Annotated in this window: 13 protein-coding genes and 1 pseudogene; 6 read left to right on the forward strand and 8 right to left on the reverse strand. The window is 75.1% G+C overall.

All coding sequences use genetic code 11. From position 1 onward, the window contains the following. Positions 1-18: 18 nt before the first annotated feature. Complete coding sequence (locus tag ACZ45Q_RS14075) at positions 19-2904, reverse strand: CHAT domain-containing protein (RefSeq protein ID WP_468260358.1); 2886 nt, start codon at positions 2902-2904, stop codon at positions 19-21. 162 nt (positions 2905-3066) lie between these two features. Between ACZ45Q_RS14075 and ACZ45Q_RS14080 the strand changes: the two genes are divergently transcribed. From ACZ45Q_RS14080 to ACZ45Q_RS14090, 3 genes are read left to right on the forward strand one after another with little or no spacing between them, the layout of a single operon-like run. Continuing rightward, positions 3067-4500 carry a S8/S53 family peptidase gene (locus ACZ45Q_RS14080; RefSeq protein ID WP_468259730.1) on the forward strand — a complete coding sequence of 478 codons (1434 nt, stop codon included), beginning with the start codon at positions 3067-3069 and terminating at the stop codon, positions 4498-4500. Beyond that, complete coding sequence (locus ACZ45Q_RS14085; RefSeq protein WP_468259732.1) at positions 4497-5147, forward strand: RNA polymerase sigma factor; 651 nt, start codon at positions 4497-4499, stop codon at positions 5145-5147. Before ACZ45Q_RS14080 ends, ACZ45Q_RS14085 begins: the two co-directional genes overlap by 4 nt. Continuing rightward, positions 5144-5674: a hypothetical protein gene (locus ACZ45Q_RS14090; RefSeq protein ID WP_468259735.1), complete on the forward strand. Its 531-nt coding sequence runs from the start codon at positions 5144-5146 to the stop codon at positions 5672-5674. The genes ACZ45Q_RS14085 and ACZ45Q_RS14090 overlap by 4 nt, the downstream gene beginning before the upstream one ends. A gap of 67 nt (positions 5675-5741) precedes the next feature. Here the strand turns inward: ACZ45Q_RS14090 and ACZ45Q_RS14095 are convergent, their stop codons facing one another. The 6 genes from ACZ45Q_RS14095 to ACZ45Q_RS14120 form a co-directional block, all read right to left on the reverse strand. Further along, complete coding sequence (locus ACZ45Q_RS14095) at positions 5742-6962, reverse strand: cytochrome P450 (RefSeq protein ID WP_468259738.1); 1221 nt, start codon at positions 6960-6962, stop codon at positions 5742-5744. A 69-nt stretch (positions 6963-7031) separates the two neighbouring features. Further along, the gene (locus tag ACZ45Q_RS14100) at positions 7032-7829 is read right to left on the reverse strand and encodes an N-formylglutamate amidohydrolase (RefSeq protein WP_468259741.1); all 798 of its coding nucleotides are present in this window, start codon (positions 7827-7829) and stop codon (positions 7032-7034) included. 83 nt (positions 7830-7912) lie between these two features. Continuing rightward, positions 7913-10132, reverse strand: coding sequence for an NADP-dependent isocitrate dehydrogenase (locus ACZ45Q_RS14105; RefSeq protein ID WP_468259744.1), 2220 nt, complete (start codon positions 10130-10132; stop codon positions 7913-7915). A gap of 37 nt (positions 10133-10169) precedes the next feature. Continuing rightward, entirely contained in the window at positions 10170-11279 is a 1110-nt protein-coding gene (locus tag ACZ45Q_RS14110) for a mechanosensitive ion channel family protein (protein ID WP_468260360.1), read from the reverse strand. Between the two features lie 247 nt (positions 11280-11526). Beyond that, positions 11527-13041: an amino acid permease gene (locus tag ACZ45Q_RS14115; protein ID WP_468259747.1), complete on the reverse strand. Its 1515-nt coding sequence runs from the start codon at positions 13039-13041 to the stop codon at positions 11527-11529. Positions 13042-13082: 41 nt separating this feature from the next. Next, the gene (locus ACZ45Q_RS14120) at positions 13083-14075 is read right to left on the reverse strand and encodes a hypothetical protein (RefSeq protein ID WP_468259750.1); all 993 of its coding nucleotides are present in this window, start codon (positions 14073-14075) and stop codon (positions 13083-13085) included. A 259-nt stretch (positions 14076-14334) separates the two neighbouring features. Between ACZ45Q_RS14120 and ACZ45Q_RS14125 the strand changes: the two genes are divergently transcribed. From ACZ45Q_RS14125 to ACZ45Q_RS14135, 3 genes and pseudogenes are all read left to right on the forward strand, one after another. Continuing rightward, on the forward strand, positions 14335-15777 hold the full coding sequence (locus tag ACZ45Q_RS14125; protein WP_468259753.1) for an FGGY family carbohydrate kinase: 1443 nt from the start codon (positions 14335-14337) through the stop codon (positions 15775-15777). Positions 15778-15820: 43 nt separating this feature from the next. Next, entirely contained in the window at positions 15821-17227 is a 1407-nt protein-coding gene (locus tag ACZ45Q_RS14130) for an FAD-dependent oxidoreductase (protein WP_468259756.1), read from the forward strand. Beyond that, positions 17224-18177 (forward strand): annotated as a pseudogene (locus ACZ45Q_RS14135) (NAD(P)/FAD-dependent oxidoreductase); the annotation flags it as partial. The gene ACZ45Q_RS14130 and the pseudogene ACZ45Q_RS14135, both read left to right, overlap by 4 nt. Before the next feature lie 83 nt (positions 18178-18260). Here the strand turns inward: ACZ45Q_RS14135 and ACZ45Q_RS14140 are convergent. Beyond that, complete coding sequence (locus tag ACZ45Q_RS14140) at positions 18261-19184, reverse strand: lysylphosphatidylglycerol synthase transmembrane domain-containing protein (RefSeq protein WP_468259759.1); 924 nt, start codon at positions 19182-19184, stop codon at positions 18261-18263. Between the last annotated feature and the right edge of the window lie 34 nt (positions 19185-19218).

Genomic DNA, 19218 nt, shown 5'->3' on the forward strand with positions numbered 1-19218 from the left:
CCCCGCCCGGCCCCCGTCTCAAGCCGCCCCGAACGCCGTGAACGCCCATCCCGTCGCCTGGTGCACCGCGTCGTCCGGCAGTGCGGCCCGGGCGTCGCGCAGTGCCTCGGCCAGCGACAGACCCGCATCCAGCCCCTTGTGCAGCGCGAGCATCAGCGGCACCACCGCCGCGTCGTTGACCGGCGCGCTGCACGCCACGACACCGGCCGTGCCCAGCGGGAGCAACGCGGTGACCAGGCCGAGCAGCTCGTCCGCGCCCACCGTCGCGAACCGGGCGGTGTCGCAGCAGGACAGGATGATCCGGTACGGGCTGCGGTGCAGCCGCTCGAAGTCGTGGACGATCAGCGGCCCGTCGGCCATCCGCAGCGCCGAGAACAGCGGGCTGTCGGCCCGGAAGGTCCCGTGCGCGGCGATGTGCGCCGACGCGGCCCCGTCCAGCTCCCGCAACACCCTCGGAACCCGCGCTTCGTCCCCTTCCAGCACGACCGGCTCCACCCCGACGGCCCCTGTCCCGACCCCTTCGCCACGCCCGGCCGGCTCACCGCCGCCCGCCCCGGCGACACCCGTGCCGAGCCCTTCCCCGCGCCCGGCCGGCTCGGCGGCACCCGTGCCGAGCGCTTCCCGGGGCCCGGTCGGCTCTCCGCCGGCCGGTCCGGCCGGTGCCGTGCCGCCGCCCGGCACGGCGGTCGCTGCTCCGGTCCCTCCGCCCGGCCCGCATCGCTCTCCGCCGGCCGGGCCGGTCGGTCCCGTGCCGCCGCCCGGCGCTGTCGTGCCGTTCGACGAGCCCGGTGCGCCGGCCGGCGCCCGGTTTCCGTACCGTCGGGCGAGTTCCGGGACCTCCGCGCCGCCGCTGGCCAGGCCGGGGCCGCGGACCAGGACGTGCCGGCCGTCGGGCGGCGGCTCGGTCGCGCGGGCCCGCAGCCAGCTGCTCGCCGACGGTGACACGCTCAGCACCCGCTCGCGCAGCGCCGGCAGCAGCGCCCACGGCACGCGGTGCAGCCGCCCCGGCGGGACCACGACGACCGGGCCCGAGCCGAGGTGCGCGGCCGCCGGTCCGAGCAGCAGTTCCTGAAGGCGGCGCCCCGCGGCCTCCACCAGCGGCAGCCGCGCCTGCGCTCCCGGATGGGCCAGCCGCCTGAGCCCGGCCTGCACATGCTCGGCCTCCCGCTCCGCCTCCGCCAGCAGCCCCGCCTCGAACCGCCGCACCCGCCCCTGCCCGCACAGCAGCACATGCACCCGCCCGTCCAGCACGACCAGCTCCACCAGCCGTACGCCGTCCCCCAGCGCCGCGAGCAGCCGGCCGACGTCGAACCGGCCCCCGCCGCCCGGCGCCGCGCCGCGCATGTGCAGGGTCCGGGAGCGGATCTCCCGTTCCAGGCGCCGCTGTTCACGCTCCAGCGCCGCCACGGGCCGCCCGTCCCGGCGGGCCTGCTCCGCGCGGGCGGCGATCTCCCGGAACGCGGTCATGCCGCTGAGCAGCGCCGGATCGGCCGGCGGCCGGGCCGGCGGCGCGGACAGCACCGTCGCCCGCCAGCGCTCGCTCCACACCAGCAGCCGCCGCGGCCCGCCCGAGGCGAGACTCGCCCGCTGCGCGAGGGCGGCCAGCTCCGCGCCCTGCTCCGTGACCCGGGCCCGCAACTCCGAGGCGCCCAGCGTCATCCGGTGGTCGTCCAGCACGTCCAGACCGCGCCGGCACGCCTCCAGCACCCCCCGCGTCGACCCGGCCGCCCGCGCCCGCAGCGCCTGCGCGGCCCAGCCCGTCATCCGGGCCAGCGGCGGCCCGCTGTGCCGGCTGCGCGCGGCCCGCGCCAGATGCCGCTCGGCGTCCTCCGGCCGGCCCAGACCGAGCGCGATCCGGCCCGCGAGCAGCGAGGCCTCGGCCGCGGCCGGCGCACCGAACGCGGCCAGCCGCTCCGCCACCGCGGCGGCGTCCGCGACCAGCCGCCCCGAGCCGCGACCGGCCGCCATCCGCGCCTCGATCAGCACCAGCCGGGCGTGCGTCTCGTACCAGGTGCGCCGCTGCGCCGCGAACAGCCGCACGGCGACGGCCGCGCGGTCGACGGCGGTCCGCGCGTCACCGGCCGGCCGGGCCGCCCGCGCGGCCATCAGCAGCAGCTCCGCCCTACGGGTGGACTGTCCGCCGATGCCGTCCAGCGCGGCGAGCGCCGCGTCGGCCTCCGCCAGCGCCTCCGGGGCGAGGCCCGCCGCCATCAGCACCTCGCAGCGCCGGATGCTCAGCACGAACGTCGGTGTGCCGAGCTTCGCGTACCGCTCCTCGGCCTCGTCGAGCAGCCGCAGCGCCGCCGGCACGTCCCCGGAGCGGAACGCGGCCAGCCCCCGGCTCTCCACCGCGTCCGCCTTGTCGTGCTCCTGGCCCGTGGTGTCCCACAGCGCCTCCGCGGCCGTGAAGTCGGCGTCCGCCCGCTCCACCGCACCCAGCGCCAGATGCACCGTCGCCCGCAGCGTCAGCGCCCGCGCCGTCCAGATCACGTCGTCCACCTGGCGCAATACCGCGATGGCCCGCCGTACGTCCTCCAGCGCCTCGGCGTGCCGCCCCAGGACCCACCACACGTACGCCCGCCGGTACAGCACCCGCGCCCGGGTGTGCCCGGTGCCGCGCGCCACGCCCCGCTCCAGCTCGGCCAGGCCCTGCCGGGTGCGGCCGGTGTGCACCAGCGCGACCCCGAGCGTGGCCAGCACGTCCGCCTCGCGGTCGGCGGAGCCGGCGCGGGCGGCGAGAGCGCGGGCGCGCCGCAGATGGGACAGGGCCAGCCGGGTGTCGCCGAAGTCCCGCTGCCAGATGCCGATCACCTGGTGGGCCACGGAGGCGTGCAGCGGCCCCGGCCGCGCGGCGAGCACTTCCTCGGCCCGCGCCCGGGCCTCGTTCGGTGCGGCGAACACCATCGGGAGCAGGTCCGGCACCGATTCGCTTCCCGCGGTCACGCAACGGATGGTAGTGCTCCGCAACCGTGTGCCACAGGGCGGTGTCTGTATCAATCAGCCACCCCCGGGCTCTGATTGACGACCGCGCCGCGACAGCCGTCGCCTCAGTGGGAGGAACCGCCCATGGCACCACACCGCTTCCGTGAGCAGTTCGACCAGATACAGCGCTCGATGCCCGACGTCCCCCTGGCGATGGGCCCGGACGACTCCGCCGAGTTCCTCTACGAGAAGGGCGTCGTCCTCGCCCGCGACGGCGAGGAGGCCCGCCTCGTCGAGGACACGGTGCGCGAGCACTTCACGACGTTCGCCGGACTGAGCGCGGACCAGGTGCGCCGGGCGGGCCCCGAGACCAACCGCACCGGCATCACCCGCATCCGGGTCGGCGACCCCGGCGAGGGCGAGGCGGGCGGCGACCGGGCCGTCGCCAACGCCCTGCGCTCGCTGCGGTCCTTCGAGGGCCGGGCGGGCCGCCGGCTGATCAGCCGCAACCACGTGGTGTCCATCGCGGTCAACGCCTGCCCCGGCGACGAACCCGTGCCCGTCCCGCTCAGCGAGCCGCCCAACCCGGCACCCGACACCACCCCTCACTCGGCCGACTCCGCGGTCGGCGTCCTCGTCATCGACACCGGCCTCATGCGCGACTACCGGTCCTGCCCGCTGCTGGCGCACACCGACGGCGACCTCCAGACCGAGGAGTGCGACGAGGACGGCGTGCTCCGGCAGTACGTCGGCCACGGCACCTTCATCGCCGGGCTGCTGGCGGCCGTCGCGCCCAACACCGACATCACCGTGCGCAACACCCTCAACGACGCCGGGGCGATCCTGGAGGACGAGTTCGGCGAGAAGCTCTTCGAGGCCGTCGACCGCGACGGCTGGCCCGACGTCATCAGCCTCTCCGCCGGCACCTCCAACGGCCGCACCGACGGCCTGCTCGGCGTCCACGCCTTCATGGAGGAACTGCGCGACCAGGGCACGCTGCTCGTCGCCGCCGCCGGCAACAACGCCAGCGCCACCCCCTTCTGGCCCGCCGCCTACGCCGACCTGCCCGGCTGGCAGGGCGCCGTGCTGTCGGTCGGCGCGCTGCGCACCGACGGCGAGTTCGGCGCCTGCTTCACCAACCACGGCGGCTGGGTGAAGGTGTACGCCCCCGGCGAGCGGCTCACCAGCGCCCTCACCGGCTTCACCACCCCCGTCCCGTACGTCTACCAGCACTCCACGTACGACGCCTGCCGCTACGGCTTCGGCTACGCCTGCACCTGCCAGTTCCCGCCGCACACCGGCGTCCTGAGCGACCCGGGCGAGCCGCCCGCCAAACCGGACCAGGTGATGTTCGAGGGGCACGCCCAGTGGAGCGGCACCTCGTTCGCCACGCCGCTGGTCGCCGGTATGGTCGCCGCCCACATGAGCGCGCACAAGGAGACCGCCCCGCGCGCCGCCCGCAAGCAGCTCCTCGCGGCCGGCACCGACTACGCGGAGGTGCGCGGCGCCCATGTGCCGGCACTGCTGCCGCCGACCTGGCGGCCCGGCCCCGCCGACCCGCCGGCCACCGGGGCATGAGCACCGTCGCGCGAGGCGGAACGGCCCTCTCCACGGCGTACGATGACGAGTCGTACACGAGGGGTGGGACCGTGGAACGTGACGCTGTCGGGGCGCTCGTCCAGTCCGCCGCCGACGGTGACGCGGCGGCGTGGAAGGCACTGGTGGAAGGGCTCGGCCCGCTGGTGTGGTCCGTGGTGCGCGCGCACGGGCTCTCCGACGCGGACGCGCACGAGGTCTATCAGACCGCCTGGTTCCGCTTCGCCCAGCACCTGGGGCGGATCCGGGAGCCGGACAAGGCCGGGTCCTGGCTGGCGAGCACCGCGCGGCACGAGTCGCTGAAGGTGCTCCGGGCGGCGCGGCGCTGGACGCCGACCGACGATCCGCAGCTGCTGGACCGGGTCAGCGAGGACCGTACGCCGGAGGAGTCCGTGCTGGACTCGGAGGAGGCCGCCGCCGAGAGCGAACGCATCCGGCGGCTGTGGCAGGAGTTCGAGGAGCTGGGCGAGCGGTGCAGGCAGTTGCTGCGCGTGCTAATGGCGTCGCCGCCGCCCAGCTATCAGGAGGTGTCGGCGGCGCTGGGCATCGCCGTGGGCAGCATCGGGCCGACGCGCCAGCGCTGTCTGCGCCGTCTGCGCGACCGGCTTCAGGCACGGGGGACGGGATGAGCGACCTGAGCGACGCACACGACGGCGACGGCCTCGCCGACGACGGGGTGTTCCACGACGAGGGGTTCCCTGACGGGGTGTCCCACGACGGCGAGTTCGGCGACGGGCTGCTGGAGGAGGAGCTGCGGCAGGCCGCCGCGATCCTCGACCCCGTGCCGGCCGAGCTGAGCCGGATCGCCGTCGACGCCTACGCCCTGCACGACCTGGACGCCCGGCTCGCCGAGCTGACCTTCGACTCGCTGGTGGACGGCATCCCGGTACGGGGCGAGGAGGACCCGCCGCGGATGCTGACGTTCAGCGCGGGCGAGCTGACGATCGACGTCGAGGTGACCGAGGAGGGGCTGATCGGGCAGCTGCTGCCGCCCGGGCCGGCCCGGATCGAGGTGCTGAGCGGACCGCAGGCCGTCGGCTCGCTCACGGCGGACGACCTGGGCCGGTTCACCGGCGCGGCACCGCCGTCCGGCCCGTTCGCGCTGCGGCTGCGGGCCGGCGGCGAACTGGTCGTCACCGAGTGGCTGCGGGCCTGACGGCACCCGACGGGCGGGGCCGTGGGTGCCGCCGCGCAGGCGACCGTGGGTTCCCGGCCGCTCGGGGCTACCAGGCGCAGGGCAGCGTGCGCGGGCCGCGGATCATGGTCTTGCGGCGCCATTCGACCTGGTCGGCGGTGACCGCGAGGCGCAGTCCCGGCAGCCGGTCGAGCAGGGTGTCGACGAGCAGCTCCAGCTGCATCCGGGCCAGCACCGCACCGGTGCAGTAGTGCGGCCCGTTGCCGAAGGCCAGGTGCGGGTTGGGGTCCCGGCCGGCGTCGATGGCGTCGGGGTCGGGGAAGATGTCCGGGTCGCGGTTGGCGGCCAGATAGGAGACGTACACCGCCTCGCCCGCGGCGATCCGGTGGCCGTGCAGCTCGACGTCCTCCAGGGCGATGCGGGCCAGGCCCACGGAGGAGCGGTGCGGGATCCAGCGCAGCAGCTCGTCCAGGGCCGCGCCGCGCTCCCCGGGCCGCTCGCGCATCCGCCGCATCAGCTCGGGCCGGGTGAGCAGCAGGTACAGCATCTGCCCGCAGTTGTGGGTGACGGCCTCGCCGCCGATCTGCAACGGCCCGGCGAGCCCGATCGCCTCCTCCTCGGCGACCTCGCCGCGGGCCACGGCGGCGCCGAGCCGGGAGTACACGTCCTCGCCGTCGCTGCCGGCGCGGGCCCGGACGGTCTCGGTGATCCAGCCGTACAGCCCGTTCTTGGCCCGCTCGGCGGCCTCCGCCCCGGTGGTGGAGATGATCTCCCGGGTCCATGCGTGCACCCGCTCGCGGTCGGCGTCCGGGACCCCCATGACCTCGCTGACGACGGCGATCGGGAACGGTTCGAGGACCCGCTCGACCAGGTCGGCCGGCGGCCCGTCCCGGACCACCCCGTCCACCAGGCCGTCGAGGACGTCCTGCGCCCGGGGCCGCAGCCGTTTCATCGCGCCGACCGTGAACGCCCCGGCGACGGCCCGGCGCAGCCGGTTGTGGTCGGGCTGGTCGGCGAAGGCGAGGGAGCCGGGCCGCGGCTTGAAGTGCGGCGCCATCCGGGTCACCTGGCGCCGGGTCACCTCCGCCCGCCCGAACCGCGGGTCGTTGGTGATCAGCTTCACGTCCTCGTACCGGGTGGCCAGCCACGCCCAGCCCTCGCCGTGCGGCAGGCGGATGCGGGTCAGCGGCCCCTCGCGCATCAGTTCGGCGAGATGCGGGTCGAACGTCGTCCCGTCCAGGTCGACGGTGGGCCAGTCCCGCACCGGGGGAGGGGCGTGGCCGGTGAGCGTGGTGGTCTCCTGGGTCATGTCCCCACCCTGGCCGCCGCCCGGGCCGCCTGTCGCGCGGGAGTGCTCCAGCCGTGCTCCGGCCGGCGGTCAGCGGCAGACGGCGTCGACCAGGGCCGCCAGCGACCCGGCGAGGCGGGCGAGTCCGGGACCGGCGGGGCCGCCCGGCTCGCTCATGTAGGTGTCCCGGCGGATCTCCACCATCAGCGCGCCGACCTCGGCCCGCTTCCCGTGGAACTCCAGCGGCACGTACGCCCCGGCGAACGGGCTGTCCAGCCCGGTCTCCCCGCACGGCGCGAACGCCTCCCGGGCGGCGGCGAGCAGCCCGGGCGAGGTGTGGAAGGCGTCGGTGCCCAGGCAGACCGGCGGGCGCGGGCCGTCGCCGTGCAGTTCGTAGGGCAGCCGCTCGGTGGGGTAGGAGTGCACGTCGACGATCACCGCCCGCCCGGTGGCGGCGAGCCGGTCCGCGACCGCCCGGGTCATGGCCGCCGCGTACGGCCGGAACCAGCGCTCGATCAGCGGCTCGGGATCGAGACCGGCGCAGCGCAGGACCTCGCCGTGCGTGGTCCGCGTGTACACGGCGCCCATCCCGACGGCCGTCATCTCCTCCCGCTCGTCCGGGAACCGCTCGGGGTCGACCACCAGCCGGGACAGCCGGTTGACGAACCGCCAGGGCCGCTTGGCGGCCAGCCCGGCCGCCGCCTCGGCGATCTCGGCGGTGTGCGCGTCGGTGATGTGGTCCAGCTCCCGCTCCAGCCCGGTGTCGTCCAGCACGATGCCGGCCCGCACCTCGTCCGGTATCTCGCGCGCGGAGTGCGGGACGTGCAGGATCACCGGGGAGTCCGGGGCTCCCGGGAGGAGTTCGAAGGAGGGCGGGGCGTCGGTCACGGGCTGCTCCGGGGTCGGTGGCGGGACGGCTCCGCCCCGCCCGGCAGCCAGGCCGGACGGGGCGGAGACGGTGGGGCGGGGCGTCAGCTCAGGGACGCCAGGGCCTCGTTCCAGGTCGCGGACGGGCGCATGACCTCCGCGGCCTTGGCCGGGTCGGGCTGGTAGTAGCCGCCGATCTCGGCCGGCTTGCCCTGGACGGCGTTCAGCTCCTCGACGATCTTCTGCTCGTCGGCGGACAGCTTCTCGGCGAGCGGGGCGAAGGCCTTGGCCAGGTCCGCGTCGTCGGTCTGCTTCGCCAGCTCCTGCGCCCAGTACAGGGACAGGTAGAAGTGGCTGCCGCGGTTGTCGATGCCGCCGACGCGCCGGGTCGGGGACTTGTCCTCGTTGAGGAAGGTCGCGGTCGCGCGGTCGAGGGCGTCGGCCAGCACCTTGGCGCGGGCGTTGCCGGTGACCTCGGCGTACTTCTCCAGCGACGGGACCAGGGCGAAGAACTCGCCCAGGGAGTCCCAGCGCAGGTAGTTCTCCTTGACCAGCTGCTGCACGTGCTTGGGCGCGGAGCCGCCGGCGCCGGTCTCGAACAGGCCGCCGCCCGCCATCAGCGGGACGACCGACAGCATCTTGGCGCTGGTGCCCAGCTCCAGGATCGGGAACAGGTCGGTCAGGTAGTCGCGCAGCACGTTGCCGGTCACCGAGATGGTGTTCTCACCGCGGCGGATGCGCTCCACCGACAGCTTGGTGGCCTCGACCGGGGACAGGATCTTGATGTCCAGGCCCTCGGTGTCGTGCTCCGGCAGGTACTGCTCGACCTTCTTGATCAGGTTGGCGTCGTGGGCGCGGGTGGCGTCCAGCCAGAAGACGGCCGGGTCGCCGGTGGCGCGGGCGCGGGTGACGGCCAGCTTCACCCAGTCCTTGATCGGCGCGTCCTTGGTCTGGCAGGCGCGGAAGATGTCACCGGCGGACACGGCCTGCTCGATGACGGCGTTGCCGGCCTGGTCGACCAGGCGGACCGTGCCGGTGACCGGGATCTCGAAGGTCTTGTCGTGGCTGCCGTACTCCTCGGCCTTCTGCGCCATGAGGCCGACGTTCGGCACGGAGCCCATGGTCGACGGGTCGTAGGCCCCGTTGGCGCGGCAGTCGTCGATGACGGCCTGGTACACACCGGCGTAGGAGGAGTCCGGGATGACGGCGAGGGCGTCGTGCTCCTGGCCGTCCGGGCCCCACATGTGGCCGGAGGTGCGGATCATGGCCGGCATCGAGGCGTCGATGATCACGTCGGAGGGGACGTGCAGGTTGGTGATGCCCTTGTCGGAGTCGACCATCGCCAGCTCCGGGCCCTCGGCCAGCTCGGCGTCGAAGGAGGCCTTGATCTCGGCGCCCTCCGGCAGGGCCTCGAGGCCCTTGTAGATGCCGCCGAGGCCGTCGTTCGGGGTGAGGCCGGCCGCGGCGAGCTTGTCGCCGTACTTCGCGAAGGTCTTCGGGAAGAAGGCGCGCACCACGTGGCCGAAGATGATCGGGTCGGAGACCTTCATCATCGTGGCCTTCAGGTGCACGGAGAACAGCACGCCCTCCTGCTTGGCGCGGGCGACCTGCGCGGTGAGGAACTCCCGCAGCGCGGCGACCCGCATCACGGAGGCGTCGACGACCTCGCCCTTCTTCACCGGTACCGACTCGCGCAGCACGGTGGTGGAGCCGTCGTCGCCCTTGAGTTCGATGCGCAGCGCGCCGTCCTCGGCGACGATCACGGACTTCTCGGTGGAGCGGAAGTCGTCCACGCCCATGGTCGCCACGTTGGTCTTCGACTCGGCGGTCCAGGCGCCCATGCGGTGCGGGTGGGACTTGGCGTAGTTCTTCACCGAGGCCGGGGCGCGCCGGTCGGAGTTGCCCTCGCGCAGGACCGGGTTGACCGCGGAGCCCTTGACCTTGTCGTAACGGGCGCGGATCTCGCGCTCCTCGTCGGTCTTCGGGTCGTCCGGGTAGTCCGGCAGCGCGTAGCCCTGGCCCTGGAGCTCGGCGACGGCGGCCTTCAGCTGCGGGATGGACGCCGAGATGTTCGGCAGCTTGATGATGTTGGCGGCGGGCGTCTTGGCCAGCTCGCCGAGCTCCGCCAGGGCGTCCGGGATGCGCTGGTCCTCGGTGAGGTACTCCGGGAACACGGCGATGATGCGTCCGGCCAGCGAGATGTCCCGCGTCTCCACGGGGACGCCCGCCTGCGAGGCGTACGCCCGGATCACCGGCAGGAACGAATACGTCGCCAGGGCCGGGGCCTCGTCGGTGTGCGTATAGATGATGGTCGAGTCAGTCACCGGGTGCTCCGCTCCACGTCTGCAACATTGCTCGACATCAAGATATCTCGTGATCGACGCCGTCTCGACTGGGGTCCGCCGGGAGATTCCGGACGAACCCGGCGTGCGGGACGTCGGCGGCCTCCCCGGTCCGCTGCTGCGGCAGCACCACGGCCCCCTGCTGGAGCGCGACGGTGCGGGCGGGCGCCGGGATCCGGATGCCCTCCGCGCGGTACCGCTTGTGCAGGCGCTTGATGAACTCGTGCTTGATCCGGTACTGGTCGCTGAACTCGCCCACGCCCAGGATCACCGTGAAGCCGATCCGCGAGTCGCCGAACGTGTGGAAGCGCACCGCGGGCTCGTGGTCCGGGACGGCGCCGGCGATCTCGGTCATCACCTCGGAGACGACCTCCATGGTGACCCGCTCCACCTGCTCCAGGTCGCTGTCGTAGGCGACGCCCGCCTGCACCAGGATGGTCAGCTTCTGCTCGGGGCGCATGAAATTGGTCATGTTCGACTTGGCGAGCTGACCGTTCGGGATCACCACCAGGTTGTTGGACAGCTCACGGATGGTGGTCTGCCGCCAGTTGATGTCCTCGACGTACCCCTCCTCACCGCTGCTGAGCTGGATGTAGTCACCGGGCTGCACCGTCTTCGCGGCGAGGATGTGGATGCCCGCGAAGAGGTTGGCGAGGGTGTCCTGGAGGGCCAGCGCGACCGCCAGACCACCGACGCCCAGGGCGGTGAGCAGCGGCGCGATGGAGATGCCCAGGGTCTGGAGCACCACCAGGAAACCGATGGCCAGGACCAGGACCCGGGTGATGTTCACGAAGATCGTGGCGGACCCGGCGACTCCGGACCGGGACATCGTCAGCGTCCGCACGAGCCCGGCGATCACCCGGGCCGCCGACACCGTCACCACGAAGATCAGCAGCACCGTCAGCACCTGGTTGACGTTGTGCTGCACCGTCCGGGTCAGCGGCAGCGCCGCCGCCGCACCCGCCACCCCGCCGGCGACCGCCGCCCACGGCACCACGGTGCGCAGCGCGGCCACGATCACGTCGTCGCCGCTCCAGCGGGTGCGGTCGGCGTGTTTCGCCAGCCAGCGCAGCAGCACCCGCAGCAGGAACGCGGCCAGCAGGCCGGCGGCCAGGGCCACCCCCGCCATGACCAGGTGGTCCGCGGTGAGGTCGCCGTTCACCGGTCACCTCCGTGGCGCGCGGATGCGGCGAGGATGCCCGCCGACGGCCGGATGCGAAGTTTCGTCACGTCGTCACCTGCTCGATTCCGGGATGTGCGAACGCCGGATACCGCAAAGGAGTTCGACCGGCGCGAGGCCTCATCCTGCCGCATCCGCGGGGGCGGTCCGCACCACGAGGACCGGGCCCCGCGCCACGGGGACCGTGCCCCGGCCCTCAGACGATGCCTTCGGCCAGTTCCGCCTGCTCGCGGTCGTCGCCGTACGCCGCCGTGGTCGGGATCGCGTACCGGCGGCGGGCGACGAACCACCACACCGTGGCCAGGACCAGGACGGCCAACAGGGCGAGGGAGGCGTAGTTCATCGTGTCCACCGTCACCGGCGACGACTGCGGCAGGCAGAACAGCACCGTGACGAACGCCACCCACACCACCGCGGTCCAGCCGACCGGCCGGCTCCACCGGCCCAGGTTCCACGGCCCCGGCGTGAACCGGTCGCCCGCCCGCAGCCGCAGCAGCACCGGGATGGCGTAGGCCGGGGTGATCCCGATGACGTTGATCGCGGTGACCGCCCCGTACGCCGTCGCCGAGTACAGGGACGGCAGCGCCAGCACACAGGCGGCCCCCACCGACAGCCACACGGCGGCCACCGGCGTCCGGGTGCGCGCCGAGACCCGGCGCCACAGGGCCGAGCCGGGCAGCGCACCGTCCCGGCTGAAGGCGAACACCATGCGGCTGGCGGCGGCGACCTCGGCGTTGCCGCAGAACAACTGGGCGACGATCACCACCAGCAGCAGGGCGCTCGCCCCGTCGGTACCCAGTGCGTCCAGCAGGATCTGGGCCGGCGGCACCCCGGTCGCGGTGTTCTGCGTGGCCTCGTAGTCCTGGATGGCGAAGGTCAGGCCGGCCAGCAGGACGAAACCCGCGATCCACGACACCCAGATGGCCCGGACGATGCCGCGCGCCGCCGTCACCGAGGCGTTGGCGGTCTCCTCCGACAGATGGGCCGAGGCGTCGTACCCGGAGAAGGTGTACTGCGCGAGCAGCAGCCCGATCGCCGCCACGTACAGCGGGTTGTCCCAGCCGGTGTCGTTGACGAACTCCGTGAACACGAAGGACGGTGAGCGGTGGTCGTCGGGCACGATCACCAGCGCGCCGACGATCAGCGCCACGCCGGCCAGGTGCCACCAGACGCTGACCGAGTTGAGCACGCTGACCAGCCGCACCCCGAAGAGGTTCAGCGTGGCGTGCAGCAGCAGGATCACGACGAAGATCAGCATCGTCTTCTCCGGCGTCGGCTCGAAGCCCCACTGGAGGTTGAGGAAGGCGCCGGTGAACAGCGCCGCCCCGTAGTCGATGCCGGCGATCGCGCCCAGCAGGCCCAGCAGGTTCAGCCAGCCCGTGTACCAGCCCCAGCGCCGGCCGCCGAGCCGGTCGGCCATGTAGTACAGGGCGCCGGAGGTGGGGTAGGCGCTGGTGACCTCGGCGAGCGCCATTCCCACGCACAGCACGAACAGGCCGACGCCCGCCCACCCCCACAGCATCACGGCGGGACCGCCGGTGCCCAGGCCGAAGCCGTACAGGGTCATGCAGCCGGACAGGATCGAGATCACCGAGAAGCTGATCGCGAAGTTGCCGAAGCCGCCCATGCGGCGGGCCAGCACCGGCCGGTAGCCCAGTTCGCGCAGACGCTGCTCCTCGTCGTGCGCCGGTGAGGAGGGGGTGCGGGGCATGCGGAGACCTCCGTCGAGAGGGTGGGGGGTGGGTGTGGCGTTCAGCGGGACCGGCGGCCGGCCGGCCGGCAGCGGGCCCGGGCCTGGGCGAAGACCTCCACGGCCCGGCCGGGATCGCGCGGCCCGGTGACGCGCAGCGCCCAGGGCAGCGGGGTCCAATAGGGGCCCAGCGCGTCGAACACCTCCGCCGCCTCGGCGAAGCGGAGGGCGCCCCACAGGGCGTGCGCCAGGTGGTTGAGGTCCAGCACCGAGCGCTCGGCGGGAGGCGCGAGCCGGAACCAGGAGTCGAACGCCTGCCGGGCCTCACGGGTGGCGTCCTCCGCCACCCAGTTCAGGTCGAGTGCCGCCGCCCGCCCGCCCGAGCGCCGGTAGCGCTCGACCCGCACGTACAGCGGCAGGACGTGCAGCGCGGAACCCGGCGGGGCCGCGCCGGCCGCCCAGTGCGCGAACCCGGCCGCCTCGGCCAGCCGCCCAGAACCGCCGCGCGGGTACAGGAACTGGAGCATCCGGTGATGTGCCTCGCGGTTGAACGGGTCCCGTTCGTCCGCCCGGGCCAGCAGCCCCCAGGGGCCCGCGGGCAGCATCGGCTCCGGCGGCGCCATGCGGTGCTCCGCCCAGCGCTGTTCGCCGTCCAGCCGGGCCAGCGCCAGCAGACACACCCACGGCACCGGGTCGTACGGGGCGGACCGCGTCGCCGCGTCGCACGCGTGCCAGGCCTCCAGCCACAGTTCGTGCGTACGGCGGTGCTCCTCCCGGTGCGCCCGCAGCGCGCGTTCGACGGCCACGCGCGCGTGCATCACCGCGGCCGGCACGCTGTGCGGCTCCTCCCCGAGCCAGGCCCGCACCACGTCCGTGCCGGCCGCAGCGGTCGCCAGCACCTGGGTGCGCCGCGTCCACTGCGACCAGGTCGTGGTCTGCTCCAGCAGCGTGCGCATCGACATCCAGCGGCCGGTGCGCACCTCCTGGAGGGCGGCGCGCAGCGCGCTGTCGTGGCCTGCGGGGTCGTAGGCGGGTCGGGCTCCGTCCCGTGCCATCACCCGCCCGTCCCGGCGAGCGGTACGGGCACGACGGCAGGATGGAGTGACAACAGCCCTCCCCGGGGGCGGTGGTGCAGCGGTGCGGTGGTCGGCGGTCACTATAGGGGCGGGGGCCGGGCCCCAGTCCCCGAAAGGCGATCTCCGGCCAACACCACTGCTGCCAGAGGAATATGACTGCCGGTCAGCACCGCTTGACGGGGTGTGTGCGGCGACGGCAGGCTGAGGCTCGGTGATCGTCCGGAACGGGAGGCGTGCGTTGGCCAGGGGACCGCTGCTCGCCGTCGACCAGGGCACGTCCGGCACCAAGGCCCTGGTGCTCTGCCCGGACCGCGGCGTCATCGGCACCGGCTTCGCCCCCGTCCGCCCACGCCACCTGCCCGGCGGCCGGGTCGAGGTGGACCCCGGGGAGCTGTACCGGTCGGTCCTCGACGCCGGCCGGCAGGCCCTGGCCGACGCCGGCGAACCGGCCACCGCCCTCGGACTCGCCAACCAGGGCGAGACCGTGCTCGCCTGGGACCCGGCGACGGGCCGCCCGCTGACCGACGCCCTCGTCTGGCAGGACCGCCGCGCCGAGACCGTCTGCGCCGAACTGGCCCCGCACGCCGAGGAGTTGCGCGAGCTGACCGGGCTGCCCCTGGACCCGTACTTCGCCGCCCCCAAGATGGCGTGGATACGCCGCCGGCTCACCCGCGACGGCGTCGTCACCACCTCCGACGCCTGGCTGGTCCACCGGCTCACCGGCGCCTTCGTCACCGACGCCGCGACCGCCTCCCGCACCCAGCTCCTCGACCTGGACGGCACCACCTGGTCACCGCGCGCCCGCGAGCTGTACGGCCTCGCCGGCGAACGGTTCCCCGAGGTCGTCGGCAACGCCGAAGAGACCGGCACCACCACCGCCTTCGGCCCCGCACTCCCGCTCACCGGACTCGCCGTGGACCAGCAGGCCGCCCTGCTCGCCCAGCGGGTCACCGCGGCCGGCACCGCCAAGTGCACCTACGGCACCGGCGCGTTCCTGCTCGCGCACACCGGCGACACCCCGCGCCGGAGCGCCGTCGGCCTGGCCGGCTGTGTCGCCTGGCGGCTCGCCGGACGCACCGCCTACTGCCTCGACGGCCAGGTCTACACGGCCGCCTCCGCCGTGCGCTGGCTCACCGACCTCGGCGTCATCACCGGCGCCGCCGACCTCGACCGCGTCGGCGGCGCCGTGCCCGACAGCGGCGGCGTCACCTTCGTCCCGGCGCTCGCCGGGCTCGCCGCGCCCTGGTGGCGGGGCGACGTGCGCGGCTCGCTCACCGGACTGGGCCTGGACACCACGCCCGGCCACCTGGTCCGGGCCCTGTGCGAGGGGCTGGCCGCCCAGGTCGTGGAACTCGCCGACGCCGCCGCGGCCGACCTCGGGGCACCGCTGACCGTGCTGCGCGCCGACGGCGGACTGACCCGCTCGGCGCTGCTCATGCAGACCCAGGCCGATCTGCTGCAACGCCCCGTGGAGGTGTCCGCCCTGGCCGACGCCACCGCCCTCGGCGTCGGCGTCCTGGCCCGGCTGGGCGCGGAACCGGACCTGACGGTCGCCGAGGCGCTGCCCGACGGCACACCGGCCGCCGTGTACGAACCCCGCATCACCGCAGGCGAGGCCGCCGAACGCCTCGGCCGCTTCCGCACCGCCGTCGCCGCGCTGCTCGACCGGACGCCGGCATGACGGTCACCCGCGGACGGGGCGCGCCGATCACCCGGGGCCCGGCGTGACGGTCACCGTCCAGGGCGAGCCCCTGCCCCCGCGGCCCTACGACGTGGCGGTCGTCGGCGCCGGCGTGGTCGGCTGCGCGATCGCCCGCCGGCTCGCCCACCACCCGGGGCTGCGCGTCGCCCTCGTCGAGGCCCGGGGTGACGTCGGCGAGGGCACGTCCAAGGCCAACACCGCCATCCTGCACACCGGGTTCGACGCCGTGCCCGGCTCCCTGGAGGCGCGGCTCGTCCGCGAGGGCGCCCGCGCGCTCGCCGCCTACGCCGCCGAGTCCGGCATCGCCCTGGAACCGGTCGGCGCCCTGCTGGTCGCCTGGGACGAGGAGCAGCTCGCCGCCCTGCCGGCCCTGGCGGACAAGGCCCGGCGCAACGCGTACGACGCCGCCCGCCTCCTCGGCCGCGACGACCTCTACGCCCGCGAACCCCACCTCGGCCCCGGCGCGCTGGGCGCCCTGCACGTGCCCGGCGAGAGCATCGTCTGCCCGTGGACGACGACGCTGGCGTACGCCACCCAGGCCGTGCGCGCCGGAGCCGACCTGCACCTCGACTGCCCTGTGGCGGACGTGCGCCGGCAGGACGACACCCATGTGCTGCACACACCGCGCGGCCGGCTGCGCGCCCGATGGCTGGTCAACGCGGCCGGACTGCACGCCGACACGCTCGACGCCCGGCTCGGGCTGCACGACTTCACCGTCACCCCGCGCCGCGGCCAGCTCCTCGTCTACGACAAGGCCGCCCGCCCCCTGGTGCGGCACATCCTGCTCCCCGTCCCCACCGCCCTGGGCAAGGGCGTCCTGGTCGCCCCCACCGTCCACGGCAACGTGCTGCTCGGCCCCACCGCCGAGGACCTGGACGACAGGTCGGCCACCGGCTCCACCGCCGAGGGCATCGCCCTGCTGCGCGCCCGGGGCCGCCGCATCCTGCCCGCCCTGGTCGAGGAGGAGGTCACCGCCGTCTACGCCGGGCTGCGCGCCGCCACCGAGCACGACGACTACCGCATCCGCACCCACCCGTCGCGGAGGTACGTCACCGTCGGCGGCATCCGCTCCACCGGCCTGACCGCCTCCCTCGCCATCGCCGGCCACGTCACCGCGCTGCTCGCCGACGCGGGTCTGGACCTCGGTCCGGAGCGCGAGCCGGAGCCGGTGCGGATGCCCGACCTCGGCGCGGCCTCCCCGCGCCCCTGCCGGCGTCCCGGACTGGTCGCCGCCGACCCGGAGTACGGCGTCCTGGTCTGCCACTGCGAGCACGTCTCCCGTGGCGAGATCCGCGACGCCCTCGCCGGCCCGGTCCCGCCCCGCGACCTCGACGGACTGCGCCGCCGCACCCGCGCGCGGGCGGGCCGCTGCCAGGGCTTCCACTGCGGGGCGGCGGTCCGCGCGCTGTTCGAAAGGGGGCCGGCATGACCCGGCGCGTCGACGTGCTCGTGGTGGGCGCCGGCCCCGGCGGCCTCGCCGCCGCGGCACGGCTGGCGGCCGACGGCGCCTGCGTCGAGGTACTGGAACGCGAGGAGTCGGCCGGGGGCGTGCCCCGGTACTGCCCGCACCGCGGCTTCGGCACCCCGCCGCACCCGCGGACCGGCCCGGCGTACGCCCGCCGGGCCGTCCGGGCGGCGGTGGGTGCCGGGGCCGTGCTGCGGACGGGCGTCGGCGCCCTGGAGTGGGCGGGCCCGCGGTCGCTGGCCACCGCCGGTCCCGGCGGCCCTGGAACCGTCACCGCCCGGGCGGTGGTGCTCGCCACCGGCGCCCGGGAACGCCCCCGCGCCGCCCGCCTGGTCCCCGGCACCCGGCCGGCCGGCGTCTACACCACCGGCGAACTCCAGCAGGCCGTCCACCTGTTCGGGCAGCGGATCGGCAGCCGGGCGGTGGTGGTCGGCGCCGAGGACGTCTCCTACGTCGCCGCCGGGACCCTACGGGCCGCCGGGGCCGAGGTCGTCGCCCTGGTCACGGAGCTGCCCCGGGCCCGGACGGGTGTCGTGCGGGCGCTGGACGAGCGGCTGCGGCACGGCGTCCCGCTCCTCACCGGCACCACGGTCACCGAGATCCTCGGCGGGCGGCGGCTGTCGGGCGTCCGCGTGCGCCACCGGGACGGCCGCACGGCGACGCTGCCGTGCGACACCGTCGTCTTCACCGGCGACTTCGTCCCCGAGCACGACCTGGCGCGCAGCGGCGGCATCCCCCTCGACCCCGGCACCCGCGGCCCGGCCGTGGACGGCGCGCTGCGCACCGCCCGGCCGGGCGTGTTCGCCGTCGGCAGCGTGCTGCACCCGGCCGGGACCGCCGCCACGGCGGCCCGCGAGGGCGCCCGCGCGGCAGCGGCCGTACACACCTGGCTGGCCTCGGGCGAGTGGCCGGGCGCGGGCCTGTGACGGGGCTCGGGTGTCCGGCCCGGTGGCCGCGCCTCCCGGGGCGACCACCGTCGAGACCGCCCGGACAAGCGTCAGACGACCTTCAGCCGGATCAGTGCCCCCAGCGTCAGCGCGCCCGGCAGCATCGGCAGCCAGACGGTGATGACCCGGTAGGCCAGCACCACCGCCGTGGCCACCGCCGCCGGGCCGCCCGCCGCCACCAGGGCCACGATCAGCGCCGCCTCGACCGTGCCGAGGCCGCCCGGCGTCGGCACGAGCGCCACGGCCACCGTCGCCGCCAGATAGGCGACCGCCATGTGCGCGGCCGGCACCTCGAGGCTCAAGGCCCGCCCCACCAGCACCAGTCCGGTCGCCTGGAGGGCGGGGAAGGCCAGCGAACCGCCCCACAGGGCGAGCACCCGGGCCGGCCGGGAGTGCACCGCGCGGGCCTCGCCGAGTGCCGTGCGCAGGAAGGAGACGACGGCCGTGCGCAGCCGCCGTACGCACGCCAGCGCGCCCGCCGCCACCGGCAGCGCGACCGCCGCGACGAGCAGCAAGGGCCCGACCGCCCCGTCCGGCAGCAGCGCGCCGAGCCCCAGCGCGTCGGGAAAGACGAGCAGCAGGACGCCCAGCAGCGCCACCCGGCCGATGCTCTCCGCCAGCAGGTACAGGGCGAGCGCGGCCGAGGAACGGGCGAGCGGCAGCCCGCACACCGTCATGAACCGCAGATTGACCGCGCTCGCGCCCAGACCCGACGGCAGGATGTGGTTGGCGGCGCCCGCCGCGAACTGGGTCACGAGCAGTCGCCCGCCGGGCAGCCGCTCGACCACCGCGCCCTGCCGGGTGCAGGCGGCGGCGACCCAGGTCAGACAGGTCGCGCCGCCCGCGGCCAGCAGCCACGGCCAGCGGGCGGAGGTCAACTGGCCCAGTCCGTCGGCCAGCACGGACCGGTTGTGCCACGCCACCGCCGCGACGAGCGCGAGCGGCAGCAGACAGAGGACTCGGCGGACGGTCACGGTCCAGGAGGCTGCCCGCGCCGCACCAACGGCC

Source organism: Streptomyces sp. NPDC031049 (assembly GCF_055571015.1).

Bases quoted from the DNA above. Each gene is read 5' to 3' on its own strand.
- ACZ45Q_RS14075 (WP_468260358.1), bottom strand. From the start codon at position 2,904: ATGGTGTTCGCCGCACCGAACGAGGCCCGGGCGCGGGCCGAGGAAGTG.
- ACZ45Q_RS14080 (WP_468259730.1), top strand. From the start codon at position 3,067: ATGGCACCACACCGCTTCCGTGAGCAGTTCGACCAGATACAGCGCTCG.
- ACZ45Q_RS14085 (WP_468259732.1), top strand. From the start codon at position 4,497: ATGAGCACCGTCGCGCGAGGCGGAACGGCCCTCTCCACGGCGTACGAT.
- ACZ45Q_RS14090 (WP_468259735.1), top strand. From the start codon at position 5,144: ATGAGCGACCTGAGCGACGCACACGACGGCGACGGCCTCGCCGACGAC.
- ACZ45Q_RS14095 (WP_468259738.1), bottom strand. From the start codon at position 6,962: ATGACCCAGGAGACCACCACGCTCACCGGCCACGCCCCTCCCCCGGTG.
- ACZ45Q_RS14110 (WP_468260360.1), bottom strand. From the start codon at position 11,279: ATGGCGGGGGTGGCCCTGGCCGCCGGCCTGCTGGCCGCGTTCCTGCTG.
- ACZ45Q_RS14115 (WP_468259747.1), bottom strand. From the start codon at position 13,041: ATGCCCCGCACCCCCTCCTCACCGGCGCACGACGAGGAGCAGCGTCTG.
- ACZ45Q_RS14120 (WP_468259750.1), bottom strand. From the start codon at position 14,075: ATGGCACGGGACGGAGCCCGACCCGCCTACGACCCCGCAGGCCACGAC.